Origin of the sequence: Microbulbifer guangxiensis (assembly GCF_021729075.1) — a bacterium.
GTDB classification, from domain to species: domain Bacteria; phylum Pseudomonadota; class Gammaproteobacteria; order Pseudomonadales; family Cellvibrionaceae; genus Microbulbifer; species Microbulbifer guangxiensis.
Genome location: NZ_JAJSAQ010000006.1, coordinates 151,701 through 175,553 on the forward strand (window position 1 = coordinate 151,701; position 23,853 = coordinate 175,553).

Sequence of the window (23,853 nt, forward strand, 5' to 3'; positions counted from 1 at the left end):
ACTGACGAGAGTATTAGCTCTATGGAATGGAAATTGTCATTGGGAGAGCGCTGGTGCAATGGTTTCGCATTACTGGCCGCGCTTTTGATTTTCACCGCTTGCTCCCGCTCTGGATCCTCCGGCGAACCCCCTGAGCCAGCAGTGCCCCCTAATGCAGAACAGCAAGTGCTGACCCGAAGCCTGTTTTCGGAGCCGGCCTCACTGGATCCGCATGTAGTCAATAATTCAGGCATCCACGTCATTCTCGATACATATGAGGGCCTTCTGTCCTATAACCGGGAAGGTGATCTGATCCCCGCGGTTGCCGAGCGCTGGGAATCCGAGGATGGCCGTGTTTATACCTTTTACCTCAGGATGGACGCGCTCTGGTCCAATGGCGACCCGCTGACCGCGAGCGACTTTGTCTACAGCTGGCGCCGGTTAATGGATCCTTCGACGGGCTCCCCCCACGTAACGCAATTCATCAATGTAGGGGTTTTAAATGCGGCAGACATCGTGCGCGGCGTCAGGCCACCTGAAAGCCTGGGGGTCGAAGCCCTCGACCCGCATACTCTTCGTGTCACACTGGACAGCCCCTCAGCCTATTTCCCGCACCTGCTCGCTAAAAGCATGACGTTTCCAGTTCACCGAAGCTCTATAGAGAAACATGGCAACAACTGGACTAGCGCAGAGCATAGCGTCAGCAATGGACCTTTTAAGCTCCAAGAATGGTTGATCAACGAGAAGATAGTCTTGGCCAAAAATGAGAATTATTCTGCCAGCGAAGATACGGTTTTGTCGCAGGTAATCTACCTGTTGATTCCATCATCAAATACGGAGACTAAACGCTATCTCGCCGATGAACTGAATATTTCCTACCAGATCCCTATGGCACAGGTCGACAGGATCAGAGAAATTCATAACGAAGAATTCTTCTCAAGCGAGAGGCTTGCCACGAGGGTGCTGGAGTTCAATATCACGCGGCCACCGTTTGATAACGCGAAGCTTCGCAAAGCGCTGGCCTATGCCGTAGACAGAACGATACTGACCCAGTCACGCAGAAGGCTGGGTGAGCGCCCGCTTTTTCATTTCACTCCCTCGGGTTTGCATGGTTTTACACCGGAAATGCTGCGCTGGGCCGAGTGGAGCCAGGCAGAGCGTGAGGCGCGCGCGCGGGAATTATATGCAAGTGCAGGGTACTCGGAAGACAATCCGCTGGAAGTCACCCTGCTCACCCCCGCCAGCGGGGATTACCCGAAGGAGGCCCTCGCCATAGTGAGCATGTGGAGGAATGTGCTTGGCGCCCGTGCGCGGGTCGACGTTAGGGAGATGCAGGCCATCTACGTTGCAGGAGAACAGGGTGACTATGAAGTGAATCTCGGCAGTTTCGGCGCTGACTATCTCGATGCATCGGCCATGATCGGCAGGCTCGTCTCCGGGAGCGGCGATAGCTGGAGCGGTTTCGCGAATGCGCGCTTTGATGCGCTGGTAGCAGAGGGCAATAGGACGCTCGACAGCGAGCGTCGAAGCACACTGTATAACCGGGCCGAGCGCATCCTCGCAGAGGAAATGCCAGTCGTGCCGCTATACCAGACCGCGTCTGCGCGCTTGGTCAAGCCCCGTGTGAGCGGCTATTGGCAGTCACCCTTCGACACTATTCCAAGCAAGGATATCAGTATTGGGGAACCAAAATGATGCGCCACTCAAAAAACACATCTGTGCTTTCTCTTATTGTCATACTGGGTTTTCAATCCCTCCTGACCGGCTGCGAACCCCAGAATCCGGATATCGCGGGCCCATCAACAGGGAACATGTCATCAATTGATCAGGAGCTAGTACGCGGCAGCTACGACGAACCGACATCGCTCGACCCGCAGATCGGGATGGGCAACGAGATCTACATCCACCGCGACCTGCTCGAGGGCCTAGTGAGTGTCGACGCTGACGGAGAGCTGGCACCCGCTGTGGCAGAGCGATGGGAAACAGCAGACGGGCTCACCTATACCTTCACCCTACGGCGCGATGCGCGCTGGTCCAACGGCGACCCGGTGACCGCACATGACTTCGTCTTCAGCTGGCAGCGGCTGGTGGACCCGGCAACGGCCTCGCCCTATGGCTGGTATCTGGGGGCTGCGGGCATTGCGCACGCCGCGGCGATCAACCGCGGAGAGGTACAACCAGAGTCACTGGGGGTCGCCGCGCTGGATGACCATACCCTGCAGGTCACTCTGTCAGAGCCCACAGGCTACTTCGTGGACATGCTGACTCACACCAGCACATTCCCGCTCCCCGCGCGCACCGTGCGTAAACACGGCAATGGTTGGGCCCGCCCCGGCAAACACGTGGGCAATGGCCCCTTCCAGCTTGCGGAATGGGTCGTCAATGAGCGCATTGTGCTGGAATCCAACCCGTATTACTGGGACCGGGAGTCCGTGAAACTGCAAAAGGTCACATTCCTGCCGATTCGAGATGCAGCTGCCGAACTCAAGCGCTACCTTGCCGGCGAACTCGACATTACCTACCAGATTCCCGAGAGTCAGATATCACGGCTACGCGAGGAATTCCCAGACCATCTCCACCTCGAACCCTTTCTGGGTACAAGGTTTATCTGGTTCAACACCCGTCATCAGCCCCTCAATGACCCGCGTGTGCGCAAGGCCCTAGCTTATGCCATTGATCGTAAAACTATCACGCAACAGGTTATGGGAACCGGTGAGGTGCCGAGCTTCACGCTGACGCCCCCGGGGTACCTTGGGAACTCGGATTTCGAAGCTGGCTGGGGTCAGTGGACGCAGGTAGAGCGTGAAGAGCGCGCGCGCGAACTCTATGAGCAAGCCGGATATTCAGCCGACAATCCACTACACATTGAAATGATCGGCAACGGCAGGATCTCCATCGCCCTGGCAGCAATGTGGAAGCGCGTACTCGGGGTCGAAGCAACACTGGGCGCTGCCCAGGAGTTCAAGGTCTATCTGAAAAACCTGGACGAAGGCAACTTCCAGGTGGCCACCGGCACCTGGTGGGGCGACTACATCGAACCCTCGACCATGCTCAACCTGATGCTCACAGGAGCGGGAACCAACTCAAGCGGCTACGCCAACAGGACATTTGATGCGCTGATGAACGCAAGCAAGCATGAGCAAGACGAAAAGAAACGCATGGCACTTTATCAGCAGGCGGAAGAAATCCTCGCCGAGGATATGCCCATCGCGCCCCTATTCCAGTTCACCAGTGCGCGCCTGGCCAAACCCTATGTCGCAGGCTATCGCGCACATCCGCTGAACCATCTGAGCAGCAAGTCGCTCTGGATTCAGGGCAGCAAAGAGCAATATCCAGACTGAAACGATGTCCGCCGAGGTATCACGCGGGATGCGGGAGATACGATGAAACTAATTAAAACCAGAAGGCTTACAGAACAGTCTCTTACGGTGGTATTGCTTGCCACAGGAGCCATCTTCCTCGCCGCCTGTGGCGATGCGGTGAACGGAAGGGGCAAGCAGGACAGCAATATTCCCGGCCCTGATTCGATCTCGAATAGTCGGACACTCGTTCGCGGTAACTCTGCCAGCCCGACATCCCTTGACCCCCAGCACCCGGGTGGGCTGCCGCAACAGCTGGTCATACGGGATCTCTTTGAAGGGTTGACTGTACCGGCTCAGGACGGCGGTGTGATACCCGGCGTCGCTGCTCGCTGGGAGAGCAAGGACGGGCTGGTGTACCGGTTCCATCTGCGTGAAGATGCACGATGGTCTAATGGTGATCCGGTGACCGCACATGACTTTGTCTTCAGCTGGGGACGGCTGGCAGCAGCGGACAGGGATCACCCGGAGTCCAGTCTCAGCCGGATTTTGCCAGTAAAAAATGCACGAGAGATAGAGGCGGGAGAGCTGCCATTGGATCGGCTCGGCATCCAGGCAATCAATGACCTGACGCTGGAAGTTGAGCTATCGGAACCCTTATATAACTTTGTAAGGGCGACCTCCTGGACCTCACTGGTTCCGGTTCACCGCCCAAGCATTGCCAGGCATGGCAAGGCATGGGCAAAGCCCGGCAATCTGATCAGCAACGGTGCTTTTACCCTGTCGAAATGGGTAGTGAACGGGCGAATCGAAGCAGAAAGAAACGCAGAGTACTGGGATCACGACAATGTCCAGCTGGACCGGGTCGTGTATTTGCCCGTTACTTCCCGCAAGCAGGAGCTGGATCGCTTCCGTACCGGGGAGCTGCACATCACCTATGGCGTCGCCCCGGAAGGGGTTCCGGAGCTTGAGCAGCAATTTCCGCAGGCAATGCAGGAGATCCTTGTCGATGGCATTGTCGGCCTCAGCGTGAACACTACGAAACCGCCCCTTGATGATCCCCGTGTTCGTCGCGCACTGGCCTATGCGCTCGATCGGGAGGTAATGGCAACGGGCGTTGCGGGCAGGCCCTCCAGACCAGCTTACAGCTATGGGATCGGTGTCGTGCCACTAGGGTCCAACCAAGAGGCGCAGTGGCACCTGCTGCCGGAGCAGGAGCGGGAGCAGTGGGCGAAGGAGCTGTACGGCCAGGCTGGGTACAGCAAGTCATACCCGCTAAAAATCTCGATTCTTTTTAGTGCCAGCGATGAAAATAAAAATATCGCCATGGCGGCAGCGGCGATGTGGAAGAAGGTTCTCGGTGCTGAGATTAATCTCGACGGCGTCGAATGGCAGGTCCGGAACCAGCGATTGTTGGCGGGGCAGTTCGATGTAGCCATCTTCAAGCAACAACAGGGCCCGGAACCCGCGAACCAGTATCAGCAACTATCCGAGCGCGGCTTCCAGAATTTTGGGGACTTCCGTCATGCCGAGTATGAGGCGTTGGCGGCCATGACCACCTCCACGCTGGATGCTGGCGCACGGCAGGCGATCTACTCCCAGCTAGAGGCGATCCTCGCCGAGCAAATGCCCTTCATTCCTATTTATCAGATGGGTCAATACCGGCTGGTGAGTCCGGAAATCCAGGGATACGAGACGACGCAATTGACCATACCTGCGAGCAAGTTCCTGTCCTTCGGGAAGTAAGGCGGGCCAGACAACCAATGCGGGCGTGGAAATGGGAGCTTCAAGTTGATGCTGTCCTTTTACCATTCCCATCGAGGATATTACCCATGTTTGAAAGAAGACTACCCTTGCAATATGTCCTCATTTGGATATTGGCACTCTCGGCCTGTTCAGACTCGGGCCAGCCTGAAGTCGATCATGTCGAGAAGGGCGATCGACGCGAACAAACGCCTGAAAGAGCACTGGTGCGCGGTAACTACATGGAGCCGGTGTCCCTGGATCCGCACAAGGTCCAGGCTTATGAAATCTACATTTTGCTCGACCTGCACGAGGGCCTGGTCAACCTCTCGCCCAGCGGTGAGATAGTGCCCGGCGTGGCGGAGCGCTGGGAGACAGAGGATAACCGGGTTTACCGCTTTTACCTGCGGCCCGATGCCCGCTGGTCCAACGGCGACCCGGTGACCGCGGGGGACTTTGTCTACAGCTGGCGCCGGCTGGTGACACCCGCCGTGGCATCGCCCTATGCATCCTACCTGGAGGATGCGCGCATCCAGAACGCCGCCGCGGTGATTTCCGGCAAGCTGCCACCGGAGCAGCTTGGCATCAAGGCATTGGACGATCACACCCTGGAAGTATCCCTTGACCAGCCACTCGGATATTTCGTAGAGATGCTTACGCTTCATGTGACCTTTCCGGTACACCGCCCTACCGTCGAAACGTTCGGGGACGAGTGGACCCGCCCGGAGCATCATGTCAGCAACGGCGCCTTCCGTTTACTCGAATCGCAAGCAAACTCCCATGTGACCCTGGTAGCCTCCCCGAGTTACTGGGATGCAGACAATGTCCAGCTGCAGAAAGTCACCTTTCTCCCCATCGAATCGCCACAGGCGGAAATGAACCGCTACCTGGCAGGTGACATGGACATCACGGCCCAGGTTCCGTCCAATCACCTTGAGAGACTGGGCGACCAGCGCCCGCGAGAGCTGCAAGTCTTTCCATTGGCGGGAATGCAGTACCTGACGTTCAATACTCGACAACCCCCGTTTGACAACACAGCGCTGCGCAAGGCACTCAGCTACGCCATCGACCGCGAGATTCTTGCGGAAAAGATCGTGGGCCTCGAAGAGCTCGCGAGTTATACCTATACGCCTGCGAGCCTGCTGCCGACTTTACGAGACGAGATCCCGCTCGCCACCATGGGGCAGGCGGCGCGTGAGGCCCAGGCCAGGGCCCTGTATGCACAGGCGGGGTACAGTGCAGAGAACCCGCTCAAGTTCGAGGTTCTGTTCCCTTCGGGGGATAACAAGCGAAAGGAGGCGCTTGCCGTGGCTGCGATGTGGAAGCGCGTCCTCGGCGCTGAGGTGACTTTGCGCAGTCTCAGAGCCAAGGATCGGCTTCAGCAGGTACAGAGTGGCAATTTCCAGGTGAGCTTCTCGGTCTGGCTGGCGGATTATCAGGACGGGGCCAGCATGCTGGGCCAGTTACACTCCGATTCGAGCCTGAACCTGTCGGGTTACAACAGCCCAAGATTTGACCAGCTGCTAGAAACGAGTGCAGGTCTCAGCGATGCCGATGCCCGCAAACTGGGTTACCTGGAGGCCGAGCGGGTTCTGGCAGAAGACGTCCCGGTCACCCCCCTGTACCAGTATGCCGCCATCCAGCTGGTCAGTGAGCGCGTTGGGGGATATGCGTTCTCGCCAACTTTCCTGATGTACAGCAAAAACCTCTGGATCAAGGATGAGGCTCTGAGCGAATGAACTTCACACGTGCCCGGAGCCACCCTGCAATCTCTGGCGCAGGCGTGTTTCTTGCAGTGGCCAGCTTTCTCCTCGGCTGCTCTGACCACACCCCTGATACGGAGCAGGCACCGGGCAGCGCTAAAGGTCCCGTCGCGCAGGTTTCGGATACGATCTTGGTCCGCTCTATCGATGGCGAGCCAGAAACTCTTGACCCGCACCTCTCCGCGGGTGTCGTCGAGTGGAACGTGCTGGTGGACCTGTTCGAGGGGCTGGTGGAAATCGACTGGGATGGCGATATCAAGCCAGCGGTTGCGCGGGATTGGTCCTCCGTAGACGGCCAGACTTACCTGTTCAATCTGCGCGAAGATGCGCACTGGTGCAATGGTGACCCGGTCACCGCGCACGACTTCGTATTTTCCTGGCGCCGGCTGGTGGATCCGCAGACAGCGTCCAAGTATGCCAGCTACCTGACCACCGCTGGCGTTTTGAACGCGGCAAAGGTCTCTAGCGGGGCGATGCCCACGGAAGCGCTTGGCATCGAGGCGGTTTCCAATACCACACTGCGGGTCCAACTGGAGCGACCTTCCTACATGTTCCCGGCGATGCTCGACCACTTTGCGGTCTTTCCGGTACACGCAGCCACGCTGAAGGCACATGGCGAACAGTGGTCCCGGCCTGGCATCCATATTGGCAACGGTGCCTACTGCCTGGAGGAACGAGTTCTCCGTGAGAAGATCGAGTTGCGGCGCAACCCCCACTACTGGGATGCCGACGCCACCCGGATTGAACGGGTAACCCACCTGTCGATGCCTTCGAGTGCCAGTGACCTGCAGCGCTACCTCGCCGGTGAGGTTGACATCACCTATGACCTGCCACCCGATCGGGTGAAGGACCTCAGCGAATCAGTAAAAGGAGCCATACACGCCGAGGTGCTGCCTCTCGCCGCGCGTTACTACAACATCTACACCCAGAGGCCGCCCTTCAACGACCCGCGTGTCCGGCGGGCGCTGGCGTATGCCATCGACCGGCGTGTGATTGCCCAGAGGATCTATGGTCGCGGTGAGCGCCCTGCCTTTTCGCTCATACCGCTGGACGACCTGCCAGATATCGACTCCGCCGGGCACTGGTCCAGCTGGGCGCAGTCGGAGCGTGAGTCCCGTGCGCGACAGCTTCTGAAAGAAGCCGGCTTTTCAGCAGAGGCGCCGCTCCATGTACGCCTGCTGCATTCCGACAAAGACCTCAGCAAGCGCGAGGCAGTGGCCGTCGCATCCATGTGGAAGCGTGTGCTCGGGGCCGAGGTCGAATTACAGCAAAATGAGTGGAAGGCCTTTGTCGACTTGCAGGCAAGCGGCAACTATGACGTGTCCATCACCGGCTGGTGGGCGGACTATTATGAGCCTTCGAGCCTGCTGCGCCCCCTGTCCTCCCGGGATTCCTATAACCACCCACGCTACGCCAACGAACGCTTCGATCGGATACTGGAGCGGGCCTTGACCGAGCAAGACGCACAGAAAAGGGCCAAGCTCTACACCGACGCCGAGTTGCTGCTGGCTCAGGACATGCCGGTAATTCCGGTATTCCACTATGCCGTAAGCCGGCTTGTGAACCCGCGCGTGGGCGGCTATCGGGCTCATGTCCTGGACACCATAAGGAGCAAGCACCTGTGGATAGAGTCACCTCAAGATATGTAAAGAACCATCAACGAGCGGGTGCGTCACGCTACGCCCGCCTCGGTAACTATTGCCCTGCCCCTTTAGCTGTGTGCAGGCCGCCGTTACCGGAAAAATACGCGCTGGCCCAATGGCAACCCGGTTGGTCCCCTATGACGGCAGGCACCCTCAGCTTGGTTAGGGCTGAAGACCCCAACTACCCACTCCAGCTACATGCTTCTTATGGCTTTTTGACCCACAGTACGCGGGCCACAGCCAGATTTTAGAGATCATTTGCAGCCCAAAGAACAATGGATCGAAGATACGCTCAACAATGAAGACCACAGCAACCCAAGGAAGTTACATCAAAGCTTTGCTAACAGCACCAGCACTGGCTTTGCTAATGCTCATGATGTCATGTTCGGAGAAAAATTCTCCCCCAGTGCAGTCTGTTAACAAGCATACGCAGTATGAAATGAATGGGATACCAACACTTACCCGCTCCAACCCAGGAGAGCCGGCATCACTCGATCCACATCTTGGTGCAGGTGTTACTGACGGTGAGATTCAGCGTGACCTTTTTGAAGGACTGGTAAACATCGGTCCAGATGGCACCCCCGTACCTGGCGTTGCTGAATCCTGGAGTTCAAATGAGGGTATGGAATATGTCTTTCACCTGCATGAAGATGCACACTGGTCCAATGGCGACCCCGTGACAGCTCAGGACTTTGTATTTTCCTGGCGCAGATTGGTTAATCCGGCTACAGCTTCACCCTTCGCATGGCTACTGGAGGCTGCATCGGTCACAAACGCTGGCGATATTATTGCAGGGAAGAGATCCCCAGAGACACTGGGTGTATGGGCGAAGGACGAACATACACTGGTGGTCACAGTGGAGCGGCCAGTGAGCCACTTTTTATCCATGCTTGTTACCACAGCGCTCTCCCCACTGCATCAAAAGACTCTGGAAATGCACGGAGATCGCTGGACGCGTCCGGGAAATCTGGTCGGTAACGGAGCATTCGTCCTGGCTGACTGGACAGTGGGAGAGAGCATTGAACTCGAAAAGAACCAGCATTATTGGGCAAAAGACAGCGTAAGACTGCAACGTGTGAAATTCCTCCCACTCTCCAATGCTAAGGCCGCTTTAAGTCGCTATCTGACGGGAGAAATTGACCTGCTCTTTGAACTGCCAGCGGATAATATAGATTCCCTCCGGAATGAGCGCCCCAAAGAATTCGTTGGCGACCCGATTCTCTCGACACGCTATTACTATATCCAGACGAAAAAGGAACCGCTCGATAATCCAAAATTGAGGCAAGCTCTGGCCTATGCCATCGATCGTGAAGTGATCGCAAACAAGGTTTATCGTGATGACAAAGTACCCGCATATAGCGTTGTCCCACCAAATCTACCCGGTGCAACGAGCACACATTACCGAACAGAATGGTCAACACTATCGCAGGCAGAGCGAGAAAGACGCGCCAAATTACTGTATGCCGAAGCAGGCTTCAGCCCAGAAAAGCCGATCACAATCCGACTTCTACACACGGACTCGGATCTGAGTGCCAGAGAGTCCATTGCGGTAGCCAGTATGTGGAAGCGGGTATTGGGCGTTGAATCCATTCTTGAACAGCGAGAATGGAAGTCATTCTGGGAAAAGTTGACAAGTGGGGATTATGAGATAGCGATGTCTGGCTATACCGGTGATTACAATGCACCGTCAACTATGCTGTTACCGCAGACCAGCGGCAATCCCTCTAACTACGCACATTATAGCAATATCGAATTTGACCGATTAATCAACGAAGCTTCAATCACATATGATAAAGTCCAACAGGAAAAACTTTATCTTTCCGGTGAAGAAATTCTTTCCCAGGACATGCCGTTGATACCTATTTTCCATTACTCCAATTTACGATTAGTAAAACCCTATATACGTGGATACCGGACAAATGCATTAGATAAAATGTATAGCAAGGACCTCTGGATCGAGAAATGATGAGAATAACCAAAGATAACAATGAAAAGTAAACAGAATGACACTGCTTTTCCATACTTCAACATGCCATCATTGCAGAGGCCAATCTGTCAATTGCTTATTACAGAACGGTGATTCCGATGTCGCAAGGGACAGCTGATTCCAACAGGCTCATATGCGCCGGTACTACCCACGTACTGACACCGAGAAGAGAAAGGACCTATGGGTAAAGTTGCCCTCAGGCAGCGATACAGCCACCCGTGGCTCTGTCTGGGCCGCGCTCTCAAATGCCTCGGGAGCATCGCCCTGCTTCTCTGCCTTTCTGCATGCAGCGACCCACCGATGAATAGCGCCAACCGGCCTTCAATTGATAACCCCCAGGGAAAGAGCACTAACAGGCTGCTCCTACGAGGCAACTACGCGGAACCCAATTCGCTAGACCCGGCGGCTCAACCCGGAGAGGGAATCTTTATTCTTTGGGACATGTACGAGGGACTGGTCCGCTCGGGGCCAGACGGACAGGTTCAACCCGGTGTAGCCCAGCGTTGGGAATCCGAAGATAACCAGGTCTATACCTTTTACCTGCGCGAAGATGCCCGTTGGTCAAATGGTGACCCGGTCACTGCGCAGGATTTTGCCTATAGCTGGCGCAGATTAGCTTCCCCGCTTTCCCCGGAGCGTCAAGGCTGGTACCTGGATAGTATCAAGGTCAAAAATGCGAAACGCATCAATTCCGGGGATCTGTCACCGGAACAACTCGGCGTGGCAGCACTTGATCCGTATATTTTTCAGGTCCAACTGGAGCAGCCATCGGCATTCTTCATTAAATCCTTGACCCACTACTCGCTGTTACCCGTGCACCGAGAAACCGTCGAGAAATACCCGGACCATTGGACACGCCCCGGCTATCATGTCAGCAATGGCGCCTTTCAGTTGGATCGCTGGTCTGTCAATGAGCGAGTAGAGCTGGTACCTAACGAGTATTACTGGGACAGAAGCAAAGTTAAGCTGGACAGGGTTGCCTTCTTACCCATCAGCTCGCCGAGTGCCGAACTTAATCGCTATCGGGCCGGCGACCTTCATATCACTCGATCCATTCCACCGGCACAGTTTATCCAGCTTCGAGAAACCACTCCTACAGAGCTCAAGGCACCGTTGGTGGCTGCCACCTTTATGTTGGACTTCAATGGGAAAAAAGCTCCACTAGATAACGCCGACCTGCGCAAGGCCCTTGCTTACGCGATTGATCGGGAAACACTCGCCTACAAAGTCCTTGGCCGAGGCGAGCGCCCTGCCTACACGCTTACGCCAGCCAGCATGCAGGAGTATCCGTTCCCGCGCAGCCACTGGTCGCAATGGAGCCAAACAGAAAGAGAGAGGGAGGCGCTGCGGCTATACCAGAGGGCTGGTTATTCCACGAGTAAACCACTGAGAATTGAGCTGAAGTACCCGGCTAACGAGGCCGATCGCGCCAAGGCCGTAGCAATAGCCGCCATGTGGAAACGTATACTGGACGTTGATACCGAGCTCACCCATCTGGAGGACAATGTTCTTGGCGACCATATCCGTAGTAGCAACTACCAGATTGCGGTCTGGAACCTATGGGCTGAGTTCAATGATCCCTATTCCACATTGTCAGTCATGCTCAGTGAGTCTGCGGGTCCAGTAAATGGATACCGGGATGACGAATATGATCAGTTATTGGCTCAGGCAATGCGAACAGCAGAAGAGTCTTCGCGCAACGCTATCTACATGCTGGCGGAAATGCACTTCGCGAAAGATATGCGCTCAACACCGGTATACCAATTGACGGACAGGAAACTGGTCAAGCCCATTGTCAGCGGGTATTCTGATCACTTGCTCGGCTTTATCTATAGCAAGGATTTATCTTTTGATGACCAACGGTTGGAATAGAGTGGTCGACATGGAGTTCACCCAAGAATAAGAGCCCCGACAGCCATGCTGAGCTTTATCCTGCGCAGGATTCTGGAAGCGATTCCCACCCTGCTCGTTCTGATTACCATTTCGTTTTTCCTGATCCGCTTCGCGCCGGGCAGCCCGTTTACCAGCGAGCGGAAGATGCCCCCCGAAGTACTTGCCAACATCGAGGCCAAGTACGGGTTCGACAAGCCACTGTATCAACAGTATTGGTCCTATCTGTCGGGGCTGGCCCGTGGTGATCTCGGTCCGTCATTCGTTTACAAGGACTATTCGGTGAGCGAACTGGTGGGCAAAGCATTCCCAGTATCACTGAAAATCGGCCTGACCGTATTCGTTGTCTCAGTTACGCTGGGTATTCTCCTCGGAATTCTCGCAGCCCTTTACCAGAATACCTGGGCCGATTACACGATCATGTCCTTCTCTGTAGCGGGCATCGTGATACCCACCTACGTCATCGCTCCACTGCTCGTCCTCTTCTTTGCCATCCACCTCAAATGGCTTCCAGCCGGGGGCTGGAACGATGGTGGCTGGCAGTACATGTTGCTGCCGGTGGCAGCCATGGCCAAGGGTTTCACCGGTTATATCGCCAGGATCATGCGCGGCAGCATGATTGAAGTGCTGAACCAGGACTTTATCCGTACCGCTCGCGCAAAGGGTTTACCGACACGCACGATCATGCTGCGCCACGCCCTGCGCCCCGCGATGCTGCCTCTCGCCTCAGTACTCGGGCCAGCAATGGTTGGCATTATTACCGGCTCTGTTGTGATCGAGAATATTTTTGGCATTCCCGGCATGGGCCAGTTGTTCGTCAACGGTGCGCTGAATCGGGACTACTCCATGGTGCTTGGCCTGACAGTTCTTGTGGGGGCTCTCACCATCGCCTTCAATGCCATCGTCGATATCGCTTATGCCTATATCGACCCGAAGATTCGCTATTCCTGAGGAGGGTGACCATGCTCGCCACAGCAAGGAAGGGGCTCATCGAGAGCCTGCAGGACAATGTGGAGGTTAGAGGACGGAGCCTCTGGGAGGACGCATGGCAGCGCTTCCTGGGCAACCGTGCGGCGATTGTCAGCCTGTTCGTGCTCGCCTTTATTGCTCTGTTCGTCATGGTCGCACCAATGCTCAGTAGCTACGCCTATGATGAGCCGGACTGGGGTGCCATGCATGCTCCGCCGTCATGGGAAAGCGGGCACTATTTTGGCACCGATGCACTGGGACGCGACCTGTTTGTGAGGGCGGCGTTGGGTGGGCGCATTTCACTGCTGGTAGGTATCCTCGGTACGTTAGTGGCAGTGCTGATCGGCACAGCCTATGGTGCCATCGCAGGGTTCATCGGCGGCCGCCTGGATCGGCTGATGATGCGCTGGGTAGAGATCCTCGATTCCATGCCGTTCATGTTCTTCGTGATCGTGCTGGTAACCATCTTCGGCCGCAATTTCCTGCTGATCTTTGTCGCAATTGGCGCGGTCAGCTGGACCGGCATGGCCAGGGTGGTACGGGGCCAGACTTTGAGCCTCAAGAACAAGGAGTTCATCGAGGCAACGCATATCTACGGTCTGCCGCGATTGCTGATCATTTCACGACACATTGTGCCCAATGTGCTGGGGCTGGTTGCCGTTTATGCGACGCTGCTGGTACCGGGCATGATCCTGTTCGAGTCCTTCCTCAGCTTCCTGGGCTTGGGCGTGCAGGAACCCATGACGTCGTGGGGTGCCCTGCTGAACGAGGGTGCACAGACCATGGAGGTGGCAGTATGGCAGCTGGTGGTGCCCGCCATGCTGATGGTTTCCACCCTGTTCTGCTTCAACTTTATCGGTGACGGCCTGCGCGATGCGCTCGACCCCAAGGACCGCTAGAAGGAGGTTGTCCAGATGGACCTGCTGGAAGTCAGAAACCTGCATGTACAGTTCGATACCCCTGACGGTACTGTCGTTGCGGTGAATGGGCTGAATTTCTCTATTGCCGCAGGTGAGACACTCGGTATCGTCGGAGAGTCCGGTTCCGGCAAGAGCCAGACCGCCTTCTCCCTGCTGGGTCTACTGGCACGCAATGGCCGGGCATCAGGCAGTGCCCGCTTCGAAGGCAATGAGATCCTGAACCTCCCAGAAAAACAGCTGAACCAGATCCGTGCGCGAGCGATCGCAATGATCTTCCAGGATCCGATGACCTCTCTGAACCCCTACCGCAAAATCGGACCACAGCTATACGAGGTGCTGGTGCACCATATGGGCAATACCCAAAAAGAGGCGCGTATCCAAGCACTGGCGATGCTTGATGCTGTGAAGATTCCCGAAGCAAAAAAGCGCCTGGAGAGCTACCCGCACGAACTCTCTGGCGGCATGCGCCAGCGCGTGATGATTGCCATGGCCCTGCTCTGCCAGCCGAAACTGCTGATTGCAGACGAGCCGACCACCGCGCTGGACGTCACCGTGCAGGCGCAGATCCTCAAGTTGCTTGACGAGCTCAAGCGGGAATTCAATACAGCCATCGTCCTCATCACCCATGACCTGGGGGTAGTGGCAGGTCTGTGCGACAGGGTGCTGGTGATGTACGCAGGGCGAACCATGGAGTATGGACCGGTGGAGGACATTTTCTACCGGGCCAGCCACCCATATACCCGCGGCTTACTACATGCGGTGCCCCGCCTCGACAGCCCCGGGGCAACGCTGGCGACGATACCGGGAAATCCCCCGAATCTGCTACAACTGCCACCGGGTTGCCCATTCTGGCAACGCTGCACATCAGCCACCGAGCAGTGTCAGGCTGAGGCGCCTCCACTGCGACCGATCGGAGACAACCGCCTGCGCGCCTGTCACCTGGAGATTCCTGAACTTTCGGAGGTGGTGTGATGAACATGCCTGCCGATGCCGAGCCTCTCCTCGACGTTTCTGACCTCACGGTGCAGTTCGAGATCAAGAGACAGGGCGCCCTGCCCTGGCGTGGATCAGACTCCCTGAAGGCTGTTGATAGGGTCAACTTGCAGCTGCACGCGTGCGAAACGCTGGGAGTAGTAGGAGAGTCGGGCTGCGGCAAGTCCACACTTGCACGCGCATTGATGGGGCTCGTCAGCACAGCTGCGGGGCACATAACCTGGCTCGGGAGGGACCTTCTGAGGCTTTCACCGGCAGAGCTGCGTCGCTCACGGCGAGACATGCAGATGATCTTTCAGGATCCCATCGCCTCCCTCAACCCACGGATGACCATCGGGAATAGCATAGCGGAGCCTTTACGCAGCCTTTGCCCGGAACTATCCAGGGATGAAATCCGGATGCGTGTCAAAGCGATGATGGAGCGCGTGGGCCTGCTACCAAACCTCATCAATCGCTATCCGCATGAATTTTCCGGTGGACAGTGCCAGCGTATCGGGATTGCCCGCGCACTGATTCTGGAGCCAAAGCTTGTGATCTGTGACGAGCCAGTATCGGCTTTGGACGTATCGATTCAGGCCCAGATAGTCAACCTTCTACAGGAGCTGCAGCGGGAGATGGGTCTGGCACTGATATTCATCGCCCACGACCTTTCCGTAGTACGGCATATCGCCGACCAGGTTCTGGTGATGTACCTGGGCAATGTGGTGGAACATGGTGGTACCGAGTCCGTATTCAGCAATCCGCGTCACCCCTACACACGCGCGCTGTTGTCAGCAGTACCGGTGCCAGACCCGCAAGTCGAACGTACAAAAAAAATACAATTACTCGAAGGTGATCTGCCCTCCCCCATCAACCCACCAAGCGGTTGTGTCTTCCGGACTCGATGCCCGGAGGCCACAGAGCTCTGTGCAGAACAGAAACCCAGCCTGGGGGCCTCCAACCCACATCGGGCCGCCTGTCTCTACCATCAGTGATTCCGATGCAAGGTACTTCCATGCTAACCAGTTCCGTGCGCGCAGGCTGTCTCATTACGGTGTGCTTCTTTGCAGTAGGCACGCAAGCCGATACCTTCCCCCGACCTGAGGATGTAGCGACAATTGATGGGATCATGAAAGCTTACTACGAAGTCATCTCTGGTCCTGCGGGAGGTATGGACGACTACGAGCGGGATAAATCACTCCACCACCCAAACGCGCGAATAACCATCTTATCCAGTGATAAGGACGGCCGGACAAAACTGGAGATTAAGGTACTAGAAGACTTCCACACCCCCCGAGAACCCAGGAGCAAGGATTTCTGGGAGTGGGAGACTGAACGTCATGTTGATCGGCATAAGAATATTGCCCATATCTGGAGTCACTACAAAGCCGGCCCTGTTAAAGGTGGAAGAGCAGATTCGGAAGGCGTAAATAGCGTTAAGCTATTCTGGGATGGGAAACGATGGTGGATCATGAGCTGGATGACAGATTATTCTGCTCAATTCACCACAACCGCTAAATGATCCCCGCGATCCCGAAAATAGCAAAAAGAAACTAAATTCGGAGAATTCAATGCGCACTTTTCTGGCCACCATCTTGGCCATCGTAGGATCCTTCTATGCCACCTATACGATCGGCATGGAAGATTCGGCTTTTGAGCAAGCCTTTAGCAACCTTCCAAAAAACGATAATCCAAATTACATTAGCGCCATACAGGATCTTCGTCTCCGCTGGATTCTCGAAAGTCACCCAGAGGCAGCCACGTTTTCCGGCCAACCCGGGCCGGTGCATGCCTGGACCGATTACTCACTAACTGCAATCGAACGGCGCCAGTCTCAGCTCAGGAGAATGCTTGGATTGATACGCAATCTGGACCCAAGCACGCTGTCGTCGGATCAGCGCATCGACTACCAATTGCTATACCATGACCTTCGAACTGAGGTTCAAGGATTTGAATTCCCCAACCATCTCATGCCGCTCAATAAAATGGAGGGCATCTACCGCGATGTGCCACGGGTATTCGGTGCGATGCCCAGGCGTAATACCCAGGATTTTGAAACGATCCTTCAGCGACTCGAGGCCTTGCCGAACCTTATCCAGCAGGTCGAAGCCCTAATAAGGGAAGGTCTGTCCCAAGGTATCACACCTCCACAAGTCACTCTGCATGGGCTACCGGAGCAGATCCGTGGCTTAATACCGCAAGAACGCTCAGAGAGTCCTCTTTTGGCGCCATTTCGCGATATGCCAGATACCATCGCACAATCCGAGCAGGAGCGTTTACGAAAGCGTGCGAATGCAATTTATGCTGAGTCCGTGGCGCCGGCCTGGCGCGCATTGTCTGATGTGATCGAGCAGGAATACATTCCCAATGCCCGAGTCGAGACGCCATTTACCAGCCTCCCTAATGGAAAGCGCTGGTATGCCCATAAGATTTTTGAAAACACTACAACGAGCCTTGGTGCCGAAGAAATACACAGGATCGGTCTTTCGGAGGTTAGTCGTATACGTGACAAGATGGATTCCATAATTGCGCGAACGAATTTCAAGGGCAATTTTCTTGAGTTTACTGAGTTTCTCCGTAACGACCCACGCTTTTACTATACGCGTGAGGAGGAGCTGCTCCGAGGTTTCCGAGATATCGCCAAACGTATCGATGGTGAACTTCCAAAGCTGTTCGGTACACTTCCCCGGCTTTCCTACGGAGTAAAGCCAATGCCAGCCTACCGAGCGAAAGCCGAAACTAGTGCACGCTACTTATCAGGCTCACTCGAAAATGGTCGCGCCGGGTTGTTTTGGGTCAATACTTATGACCTCCCTAGCCGTCCTAAATGGGGTATGGAGTCACTGACAATTCATGAGGCTGTACCCGGTCACCATTTGCAGATCGCGATCGCCAATGAACTACCACTACACCCCTTACGCCGCTGGGGTCAATACACTGCCTTCACTGAGGGCTGGGCTCTTTACGCTGAGAGCTTGGGATATGACCTGGGCCTTTACACCGACCCTTACAGCGAATTCGGAGCCCTCACAGATGAGATGATGCGTGCAGTGCGTTTAGTGGTGGATACCGGGATGCATCAGTTGGGATGGAGCCGAGAGCAAGCCAGGGAGTACTTTCTCGCCAACACTTCGAAACCTGTGCACGAGGTGTCGGTAGAAATCGACCGTTATTTAGTGTGGCCGGGACAGGCTCTCAGTTACAAGCTGGGCCAGCTCCAGATTAAAGCGTTACGCGCCCAGGCTGAGGCACAGCTTGGTGGAGACTTTGATATTCGCGCCTTCCATGACCACCTGCTGAGCGCAGGGCCACTGCCACTTAAAGTATTGGAAGCCCGCATGGCCAAATGGTTAATAGTCGAATCTGAGCGACGTGGAATAGACACCTAAAGCATCTGATTGACACCCAACTTTCCCCTTACCGACGAAGACCAATAGTGCGTGGAGCAGCGCACTTCCATCAACATTATGTTTGTTGGGGCCTTACGCAACCAAAACCAACCAATATAGGCCCCAACGCTAGCTCTTTGGCGCCTGCCCGGGGCGCCAATTCAACTCCTCTCACCCGTTGTGGCTCCCTAATCCCCACAGATCCCCGTAGCGTCTTCTATCCTGTTCAAGCCCCTCCATCCGCCCGGAACGCGGGTCTGCCCCTCTGTGCAGGGACCAGTTCGATGGCAGCAACTACGGAGGGGAAAACAGCGAAAGGACTTCGATCATGGCTTTACGGTTTCGGGGAATGGGCGCCCTGTTCGCCCTCACTCTCTCGTTCTCAGGCACTTCCCTGACGCAGGAGCAGGACTCCGGGGACTACTTGTTCCACGACTCCCATTTTCACCTGACCAACTATGTGCAGAAAGGCACGCCGATCGAGAAGTATCTGGAGATCATGGGCGACAAAGTTGGGCGCTCGACATTGTTCGGCATCCCGTTGCAGCAGACCTGGTCCTACGAGAATTCCGGGGATTTCGCACCGACCTATTACCTGCATACCGATGCCCCGCTGTATTACTACTCCTTCACCGACGCTTTTATTGCCAATGCTTACCTGTCCCTGCCGGAAGAGCAGCGAACGCGCCTGGACCCGATGATTACCGGCTTCAACCCGGCGGACATGTATGCGGTCGACCATATCCGCCGCGTACTGGAAACCTATCCGGGCGTTTTCAGCGGCATCGGTGAATTCACGATTCACAAGGAATTTGTCTCTCCCAAGGTCGCCGGTGATGTCGCCAGCCTCACCGATCCGGCACTGGATCGGGTATTCGACTTTGCAGGTGAAGTGGGCCTGGTGGTCATTCTTCACAATGACATCGACATTCCGTTCGCAAAGGAGGGGGCGACACCTGTCTATCTGGAACAGATCAAGGAGACTCTCAGGGACCACCCGGAAACCTCCATCATCTGGGCCCACACCGGGCTGGGACGGGTTGTCCACCCGGCCCAAGCCTCGGCCAGTGCCACCGAGCGCAGCCCGCGCCACCTGGAAATCATCGAAGGCATGCTACGGGACCCGAAGCTCAAGCATGTGAACTTTGACATCTCCTGGGATGAAGTCGCGAAGTATGCCATCGCATCCCCGGAAGCCATTGAGCGCACCGCACGGATGCTCAACAAGTACCCCGATCGCTTCCTCTTCGGCACCGACAATGTGGCTCCGGCCGACCAGGAAACCCAGCTGAAAGTTTTCCATATGTGGGATCCGGTTTTTGCCAAACTGTCTCCTGAGGCGAAAGAGAAGATCCTCAAAGGCAACTATGAGCGCCTGTTCGATGAAGCCCGTAAAAAAGTACGCGCCTGGGAAGCCAAGAACGTCAAGCAGAAAGGAAGCAACTGATTCGCTGCAGCAGGGAGTGCTTATGCGACGCAAAACCCGATCACCCGCACTGTTGCTCGCGATCCTCACAATCGCAGGCACCCATACATGGGCTGCTCAAGAGCAGCGCCAGGATCAGGAGACAGAGGACCGGCTAAGGGAACTTGAAGCCCGGCAGCAGCAACTCGAAGTTGAGGTTCGACGGCGCGATGTGCGCATCGAGCAGCTGGAGCACGAGGCGGCGCATCGCGGCAACACGACGCCCGCCCAACCTCGAGCATCACAAATCAGCTACGAAGAGCCGGAGCAGAAAACCTGGGGCGCCTATGAGCCCGGCAAGGGCTTTGTTCTGGTGCGCTCCGACCTGGGCGAGGTGAATTTCTCCCTCTTTTCCTATGTCCGCTACCTGGACCAGGACGATCTCGAGGACGAGTATACCGACACCTTCGGTCGCACGTTCGATGTGAGCATCCTCAACCAGATGCAGGTACAGAAGGTCAACCTGACTTTCAAGGGATGGCTGTTCGACCCGAAGTTCCAGTACCGTTTTTACACCTGGACCAGTAACTCCAACCAGGGGGAATCCGCCCAGGTGGTGGTGGCCGGCAAATTGTCTTATCTGTTTGATGAGCACTTCAATTTTGGCGCGGGTATTGATGCGCTCCCCACCACCCGCACCACTAACGGCACCTTCCCCACCTGGTTCCGCACCGACCACCGCACCATTGCCGATGAATTCTTCCGGGGCTCCTACACCACAGGCTTGTTTGCCTGGGGGGATATCACCGAGAAGTCTGACTACCGCATCATGCTCGGCAACAATCTGAGCCAACTCGGTGTCAGCGCCAACGAATTGGATGATGACTTCGGCACTGTATCCGCTGCTGCCTGGTGGATGCCCACAACCGGCGAGTACGGACCGGGTAACGGGTTTGGCGACTACGAGTTCCATACCGAGCCCGCCACGCTGTTCGGAATTCATTACACCCGCAGCCGCGAGGACGCCCAGGGCCAGCCGGAGGTCAACAGTTTCGACAACAGCCAGATCCGGCTATCGGATGGCACCCGGATCTTCTCCCCCGACCCTTTCGATATTGGTGTCAATATCCGGCGCGCCACCTACCAGATGGCAGCCCTCAATGCGGGCGTAAAGTTCTGTGGCTACTCCCTGGACGTGGAATACTACTACCGCGAAGTTGATCGCTTCACCACCGTTCTACTGCCCAATGCGGACACCGATGCAACTCTGCCGGTGCAAAGACTGACCGACCAGGGCTTGCAGGTTCAGGCATCTACAATGCTCGTCCCCAGAACACTGCAGATGTACCTCTCCGGCTCCAAGATCAATGGGGAGTATGGCGACCCGTGGGATATGGCCTTTGGCTTCAAGTACTACCCGTTCAAACGGCGCGAAGTGCGCTGGACCACACAACTCCTGTATCTCGATGACTCACCGGTGGGTTACAACAGCGTGCCCTTTGCCTTTGGCGGAAATGGCGTTGTGCTGAATACGGAATTCGAAGTGGCCTTCTGAGTTACGCCTGGTAAGCGACACGCCACCGACAGATCACGAGTCGCGCCCCAGATGCCCAAAACATAGCCAACAAGGCTGCGCCCGGCCGGGTCGCAAAAGACCGGCCGCGGATTTGACGGGCCTCTGTCCTCAGGCCCGACCTCAGGCCCGACCTCAGGCCATGGCGATGTACATCAGTAACACGGCGGCCAGGCCAACGAGAAAGACCCAGCCCCAGAACTGGCGCAGGGAGCGTTCGATCTGGCGGGGAGACTTACGCGACTTCTTGCTCGAAGCTTTCATACCCAAACCCTTCTGTTGAAAAATCCGGTACTCAACAACACCGCCTGAGCGGCCATTACTCTTTATCGAAGATACCAACATACAGAGGCTTGTCACTGGAGCGACTGGCCCGGTACATGCCCGGCGTATTGAACGTCAGGGCAATGTTGCCGGCTGCGTCCATCACGATGACACCGCCGGTGCCGCCAACCGGGAGCAACACCTGATTGATGACCGCATCCGCTGCCTCTGCGACAGATTTGCCCTGGTACTGGACCCGCGCACAGATATCTGCAGCCACATTGAAGCGGATGAAATATTCGCCATGGCCGGTGGCCGAAACCGCACAGGAGTCGTTATCAGCGAAAGTACCGGCACCGATAACGGGTGAATCACCAATCCGCCCATAGCGCTTGGCGGTCATGCCCCCGGTTGAGGTGCCCGCCGCCAGGTTGCCCGACTTGTCCAGAGCCACGGCACCGACAGTGCCCATGCGAAACGCCACCGGAAGCGCATTCACGGCGGCCTGCTCATTGCCCTTCTGACGTGTTTCGTCCTCGATTTTCTTCTTTGCCTTTTCCAGCTGCTGGCGACGACGCTCGGTATCAAACAGACTATTCTCCACCCTCTTTACACCGCGGGAGTCGGCAAACTGCTCTGCGCCGGGACCCGCCAGCATTACATGGGGGGAATCCTCCATCACCATTCGCGCCAGGTCGATCGGGTTGCGCACAGTAGTCACCCCCGCCACGGCACCGGCACGGCGCGTCGCACCTTCCATGATGGAAGCATCCAGTTCATGGCGACCCTCATAGGTGTAAACAGCGCCGATGCCGGCATTGAACAGGGGCGAATCCTCCAGGATCCGTATCGCTGTCGTCACCGCATCCAGGCTGTCGCCGCCCTCTTCCAGTACCCGGTAACCGGCATTAACCGCTTCCGCAAGCTTCTCCCGGTAAGCACGCTCCTGATCCGCTGTCATTTTGCTCTTCTCGATGGTACCGGCGCCACCGTGGATGGCCATGGCGACCGGCCTCTCATCCGCCAGCACTGACGGGGCTGACAGCAAGGCGGCCATCAGGACGATATTCAGGGAACGAAACAGTTTCATATCATTGATATCTCTTATTATCGAATTCGGTGTCTGTTTTGGACGATATTAGTAGCACTTTGTGCCCGTTGGAGAAAGCCGGTTGCGTGCGACTGAGAGCTCGACTGTGGCCGGCTGGGGATTGGCCATTTTAATCGCCGTGATCGAAAGATTAAATTTCACGAATTTTTCCTGCGACACTACCATGGCGTCCAGCTGGCCAGAACTCCATGATGAACTCTGGTCAAAAGTAAACTTAGTCACTCCGTTTTCAACTACGCCTCTGGAGGTTGCATGAAAGTCCTGATGGTCCTGACATCTCACGATCAACTCGGCGATACCGGGAATAAGACCGGCTTCTGGCTCGAGGAGTTTGCCTCTCCCTATTATGTGTTCCGGGATGCCGGCGCCGAGATTACCCTTGCCTCTCCCGAGGGTGGCCAGCCGCCCCTGGACCCGAAGAGCGACGAGCCCGATTTCCAGACCGCGGCAACGGAGCGATTCAAGCAGGATACTGCGGCGCAACAGGCACTGGCCAATACCGTGCGCCTGAGTGAAGTGCGTGCCGATGACTTCGACGCGGTGTTCTATCCCGGTGGCCATGGTCCACTCTGGGACCTGGCCGAGAGCCAGGACTCCCGGTCGCTGATCGAAGCATTCTTTAAGGCCGGCAAACCGGTGGGTGCCGTCTGTCATGCCCCGGCTGTCTTCCGCCATACCCAGGGCGCCGACGGTAAACCGCTGGTGGCTGGCAAGCAGGTGACCGGCTTCAGCAACTCTGAAGAGGACGCGGTGGGCCTGACGGACGTGGTGCCGTTTCTGGTGGAGGAAATGCTCAAGGAAAAAGGGGGCAATTACTCCAAGGGCGATGACTGGACAAGCCACGTGGTCAAGGACGGATTACTGATCACCGGCCAGAACCCGGCGTCTTCCGATGCCACTGCGGAAGCGCTGCTGCAGATGCTGAAGTAGTAGACCGGGCCTGGCC

The 23,853-nt window shown here is 56.3% G+C and carries 18 protein-coding genes; 16 read left to right on the forward strand and 2 right to left on the reverse strand.

Features of this window, described 5'->3' with window-relative positions; all coding sequences use genetic code 11:
• Window positions 1-21: 21 nt before the first annotated feature.
• From LVD12_RS13900 to LVD12_RS13970, 15 genes are all read left to right on the forward strand, one after another.
• Window positions 22-1,674: a peptide ABC transporter substrate-binding protein gene (locus LVD12_RS13900; protein WP_237068332.1), complete on the forward strand. Its 1,653-nt coding sequence runs from the start codon at window positions 22-24 to the stop codon at window positions 1,672-1,674.
• Window positions 1,675-1,790: 116 nt separating this feature from the next.
• Window positions 1,791-3,320, forward strand: coding sequence for a peptide ABC transporter substrate-binding protein (locus tag LVD12_RS13905; protein WP_237068333.1), 1,530 nt, complete (start codon window positions 1,791-1,793; stop codon window positions 3,318-3,320).
• A gap of 42 nt (window positions 3,321-3,362) precedes the next feature.
• Complete coding sequence (locus LVD12_RS13910) at window positions 3,363-5,024, forward strand: peptide ABC transporter substrate-binding protein (RefSeq protein WP_237068334.1); 1,662 nt, start codon at window positions 3,363-3,365, stop codon at window positions 5,022-5,024.
• A gap of 86 nt (window positions 5,025-5,110) precedes the next feature.
• Window positions 5,111-6,760, forward strand: a complete 1,650-nt coding sequence (locus LVD12_RS13915; protein ID WP_237068335.1) for a peptide ABC transporter substrate-binding protein — start codon at window positions 5,111-5,113, stop codon at window positions 6,758-6,760.
• A gap of 155 nt (window positions 6,761-6,915) precedes the next feature.
• A complete protein-coding gene (locus LVD12_RS13920; protein ID WP_237068336.1) occupies window positions 6,916-8,433 on the forward strand; it encodes a peptide ABC transporter substrate-binding protein in 1,518 nt (505 codons plus the stop codon).
• A gap of 292 nt (window positions 8,434-8,725) precedes the next feature.
• On the forward strand, window positions 8,726-10,393 hold the full coding sequence (locus LVD12_RS13925; RefSeq protein ID WP_237068337.1) for a peptide ABC transporter substrate-binding protein: 1,668 nt from the start codon (window positions 8,726-8,728) through the stop codon (window positions 10,391-10,393).
• 321 nt (window positions 10,394-10,714) lie between these two features.
• Window positions 10,715-12,286, forward strand: a complete 1,572-nt coding sequence (locus LVD12_RS13930; protein WP_237068338.1) for a peptide ABC transporter substrate-binding protein — start codon at window positions 10,715-10,717, stop codon at window positions 12,284-12,286.
• 45 nt (window positions 12,287-12,331) lie between these two features.
• Window positions 12,332-13,255 carry an oligopeptide ABC transporter permease OppB gene (gene oppB, locus LVD12_RS13935; RefSeq protein ID WP_237068339.1) on the forward strand — a complete coding sequence of 308 codons (924 nt, stop codon included), beginning with the start codon at window positions 12,332-12,334 and terminating at the stop codon, window positions 13,253-13,255.
• Window positions 13,256-13,266: 11 nt separating this feature from the next.
• Window positions 13,267-14,172, forward strand: a complete 906-nt coding sequence (gene oppC, locus LVD12_RS13940) for an oligopeptide ABC transporter permease OppC (protein ID WP_237068340.1) — start codon at window positions 13,267-13,269, stop codon at window positions 14,170-14,172.
• A gap of 15 nt (window positions 14,173-14,187) precedes the next feature.
• Entirely contained in the window at window positions 14,188-15,165 is a 978-nt protein-coding gene (locus tag LVD12_RS13945) for an oligopeptide/dipeptide ABC transporter ATP-binding protein (protein ID WP_237068341.1), read from the forward strand.
• A gap of 5 nt (window positions 15,166-15,170) precedes the next feature.
• Window positions 15,171-16,160 (forward strand): murein tripeptide/oligopeptide ABC transporter ATP binding protein OppF, encoded by a 990-nt coding sequence (gene oppF, locus LVD12_RS13950; protein ID WP_305080545.1) that lies wholly within the window; start codon window positions 15,171-15,173, stop codon window positions 16,158-16,160.
• Between the two features lie 20 nt (window positions 16,161-16,180).
• On the forward strand, window positions 16,181-16,687 hold the full coding sequence (locus LVD12_RS13955) for a hypothetical protein (RefSeq protein ID WP_237068343.1): 507 nt from the start codon (window positions 16,181-16,183) through the stop codon (window positions 16,685-16,687).
• Window positions 16,688-16,736: 49 nt separating this feature from the next.
• Window positions 16,737-18,554, forward strand: coding sequence for a DUF885 domain-containing protein (locus LVD12_RS13960; protein ID WP_237068344.1), 1,818 nt, complete (start codon window positions 16,737-16,739; stop codon window positions 18,552-18,554).
• Between the two features lie 328 nt (window positions 18,555-18,882).
• A complete protein-coding gene (locus tag LVD12_RS13965; RefSeq protein WP_237068345.1) occupies window positions 18,883-20,001 on the forward strand; it encodes an amidohydrolase family protein in 1,119 nt (372 codons plus the stop codon).
• Window positions 20,002-20,023: 22 nt separating this feature from the next.
• Window positions 20,024-21,514: a hypothetical protein gene (locus LVD12_RS13970; protein WP_237068346.1), complete on the forward strand. Its 1,491-nt coding sequence runs from the start codon at window positions 20,024-20,026 to the stop codon at window positions 21,512-21,514.
• A 153-nt stretch (window positions 21,515-21,667) separates the two neighbouring features.
• On the opposite strand, the gene LVD12_RS16135 is transcribed toward LVD12_RS13970, so the two are convergent.
• Both LVD12_RS16135 and LVD12_RS13975 read right to left on the reverse strand, forming a co-directional pair.
• Window positions 21,668-21,796 carry a hypothetical protein gene (locus LVD12_RS16135; protein ID WP_255771929.1) on the reverse strand — a complete coding sequence of 43 codons (129 nt, stop codon included), beginning with the start codon at window positions 21,794-21,796 and terminating at the stop codon, window positions 21,668-21,670.
• A gap of 55 nt (window positions 21,797-21,851) precedes the next feature.
• Entirely contained in the window at window positions 21,852-22,886 is a 1,035-nt protein-coding gene (locus LVD12_RS13975) for an isoaspartyl peptidase/L-asparaginase family protein (RefSeq protein WP_237068347.1), read from the reverse strand.
• Window positions 22,887-23,159: 273 nt separating this feature from the next.
• Here LVD12_RS13975 and LVD12_RS13980 point away from each other — a divergent pair, with 273 nt between their 5' ends.
• Window positions 23,160-23,837, forward strand: coding sequence for a type 1 glutamine amidotransferase domain-containing protein (locus tag LVD12_RS13980; protein ID WP_237068348.1), 678 nt, complete (start codon window positions 23,160-23,162; stop codon window positions 23,835-23,837).
• Window positions 23,838-23,853: the final 16 nt, after the last annotated feature.

Excerpts from the sequence above, each read along its gene's own strand:
- LVD12_RS13900 (WP_237068332.1), top strand. The coding sequence starts at position 22 with ATGGAATGGAAATTGTCATTGGGAGAGCGCTGGTGCAATGGTTTCGCA.
- LVD12_RS13905 (WP_237068333.1), top strand. The coding sequence starts at position 1,791 with ATGTCATCAATTGATCAGGAGCTAGTACGCGGCAGCTACGACGAACCG.
- LVD12_RS13910 (WP_237068334.1), top strand. The coding sequence starts at position 3,363 with ATGAAACTAATTAAAACCAGAAGGCTTACAGAACAGTCTCTTACGGTG.
- LVD12_RS13915 (WP_237068335.1), top strand. The coding sequence starts at position 5,111 with ATGTTTGAAAGAAGACTACCCTTGCAATATGTCCTCATTTGGATATTG.
- LVD12_RS13925 (WP_237068337.1), top strand. The coding sequence starts at position 8,726 with ATGAAGACCACAGCAACCCAAGGAAGTTACATCAAAGCTTTGCTAACA.
- LVD12_RS13930 (WP_237068338.1), top strand. The coding sequence starts at position 10,715 with ATGAATAGCGCCAACCGGCCTTCAATTGATAACCCCCAGGGAAAGAGC.
- oppB (WP_237068339.1), top strand. The coding sequence starts at position 12,332 with ATGCTGAGCTTTATCCTGCGCAGGATTCTGGAAGCGATTCCCACCCTG.
- oppC (WP_237068340.1), top strand. The coding sequence starts at position 13,267 with ATGCTCGCCACAGCAAGGAAGGGGCTCATCGAGAGCCTGCAGGACAAT.
- LVD12_RS13945 (WP_237068341.1), top strand. The coding sequence starts at position 14,188 with ATGGACCTGCTGGAAGTCAGAAACCTGCATGTACAGTTCGATACCCCT.
- oppF (WP_305080545.1), top strand. The coding sequence starts at position 15,171 with ATGCCTGCCGATGCCGAGCCTCTCCTCGACGTTTCTGACCTCACGGTG.
- LVD12_RS13955 (WP_237068343.1), top strand. The coding sequence starts at position 16,181 with ATGCTAACCAGTTCCGTGCGCGCAGGCTGTCTCATTACGGTGTGCTTC.
- LVD12_RS13960 (WP_237068344.1), top strand. The coding sequence starts at position 16,737 with ATGCGCACTTTTCTGGCCACCATCTTGGCCATCGTAGGATCCTTCTAT.
- LVD12_RS13965 (WP_237068345.1), top strand. The coding sequence starts at position 18,883 with ATGGCTTTACGGTTTCGGGGAATGGGCGCCCTGTTCGCCCTCACTCTC.
- LVD12_RS13970 (WP_237068346.1), top strand. The coding sequence starts at position 20,024 with ATGCGACGCAAAACCCGATCACCCGCACTGTTGCTCGCGATCCTCACA.
- LVD12_RS16135 (WP_255771929.1), bottom strand. The coding sequence starts at position 21,796 with ATGAAAGCTTCGAGCAAGAAGTCGCGTAAGTCTCCCCGCCAGATCGAA.
- LVD12_RS13975 (WP_237068347.1), bottom strand. The coding sequence starts at position 22,886 with ATGAAACTGTTTCGTTCCCTGAATATCGTCCTGATGGCCGCCTTGCTG.
- LVD12_RS13980 (WP_237068348.1), top strand. The coding sequence starts at position 23,160 with ATGAAAGTCCTGATGGTCCTGACATCTCACGATCAACTCGGCGATACC.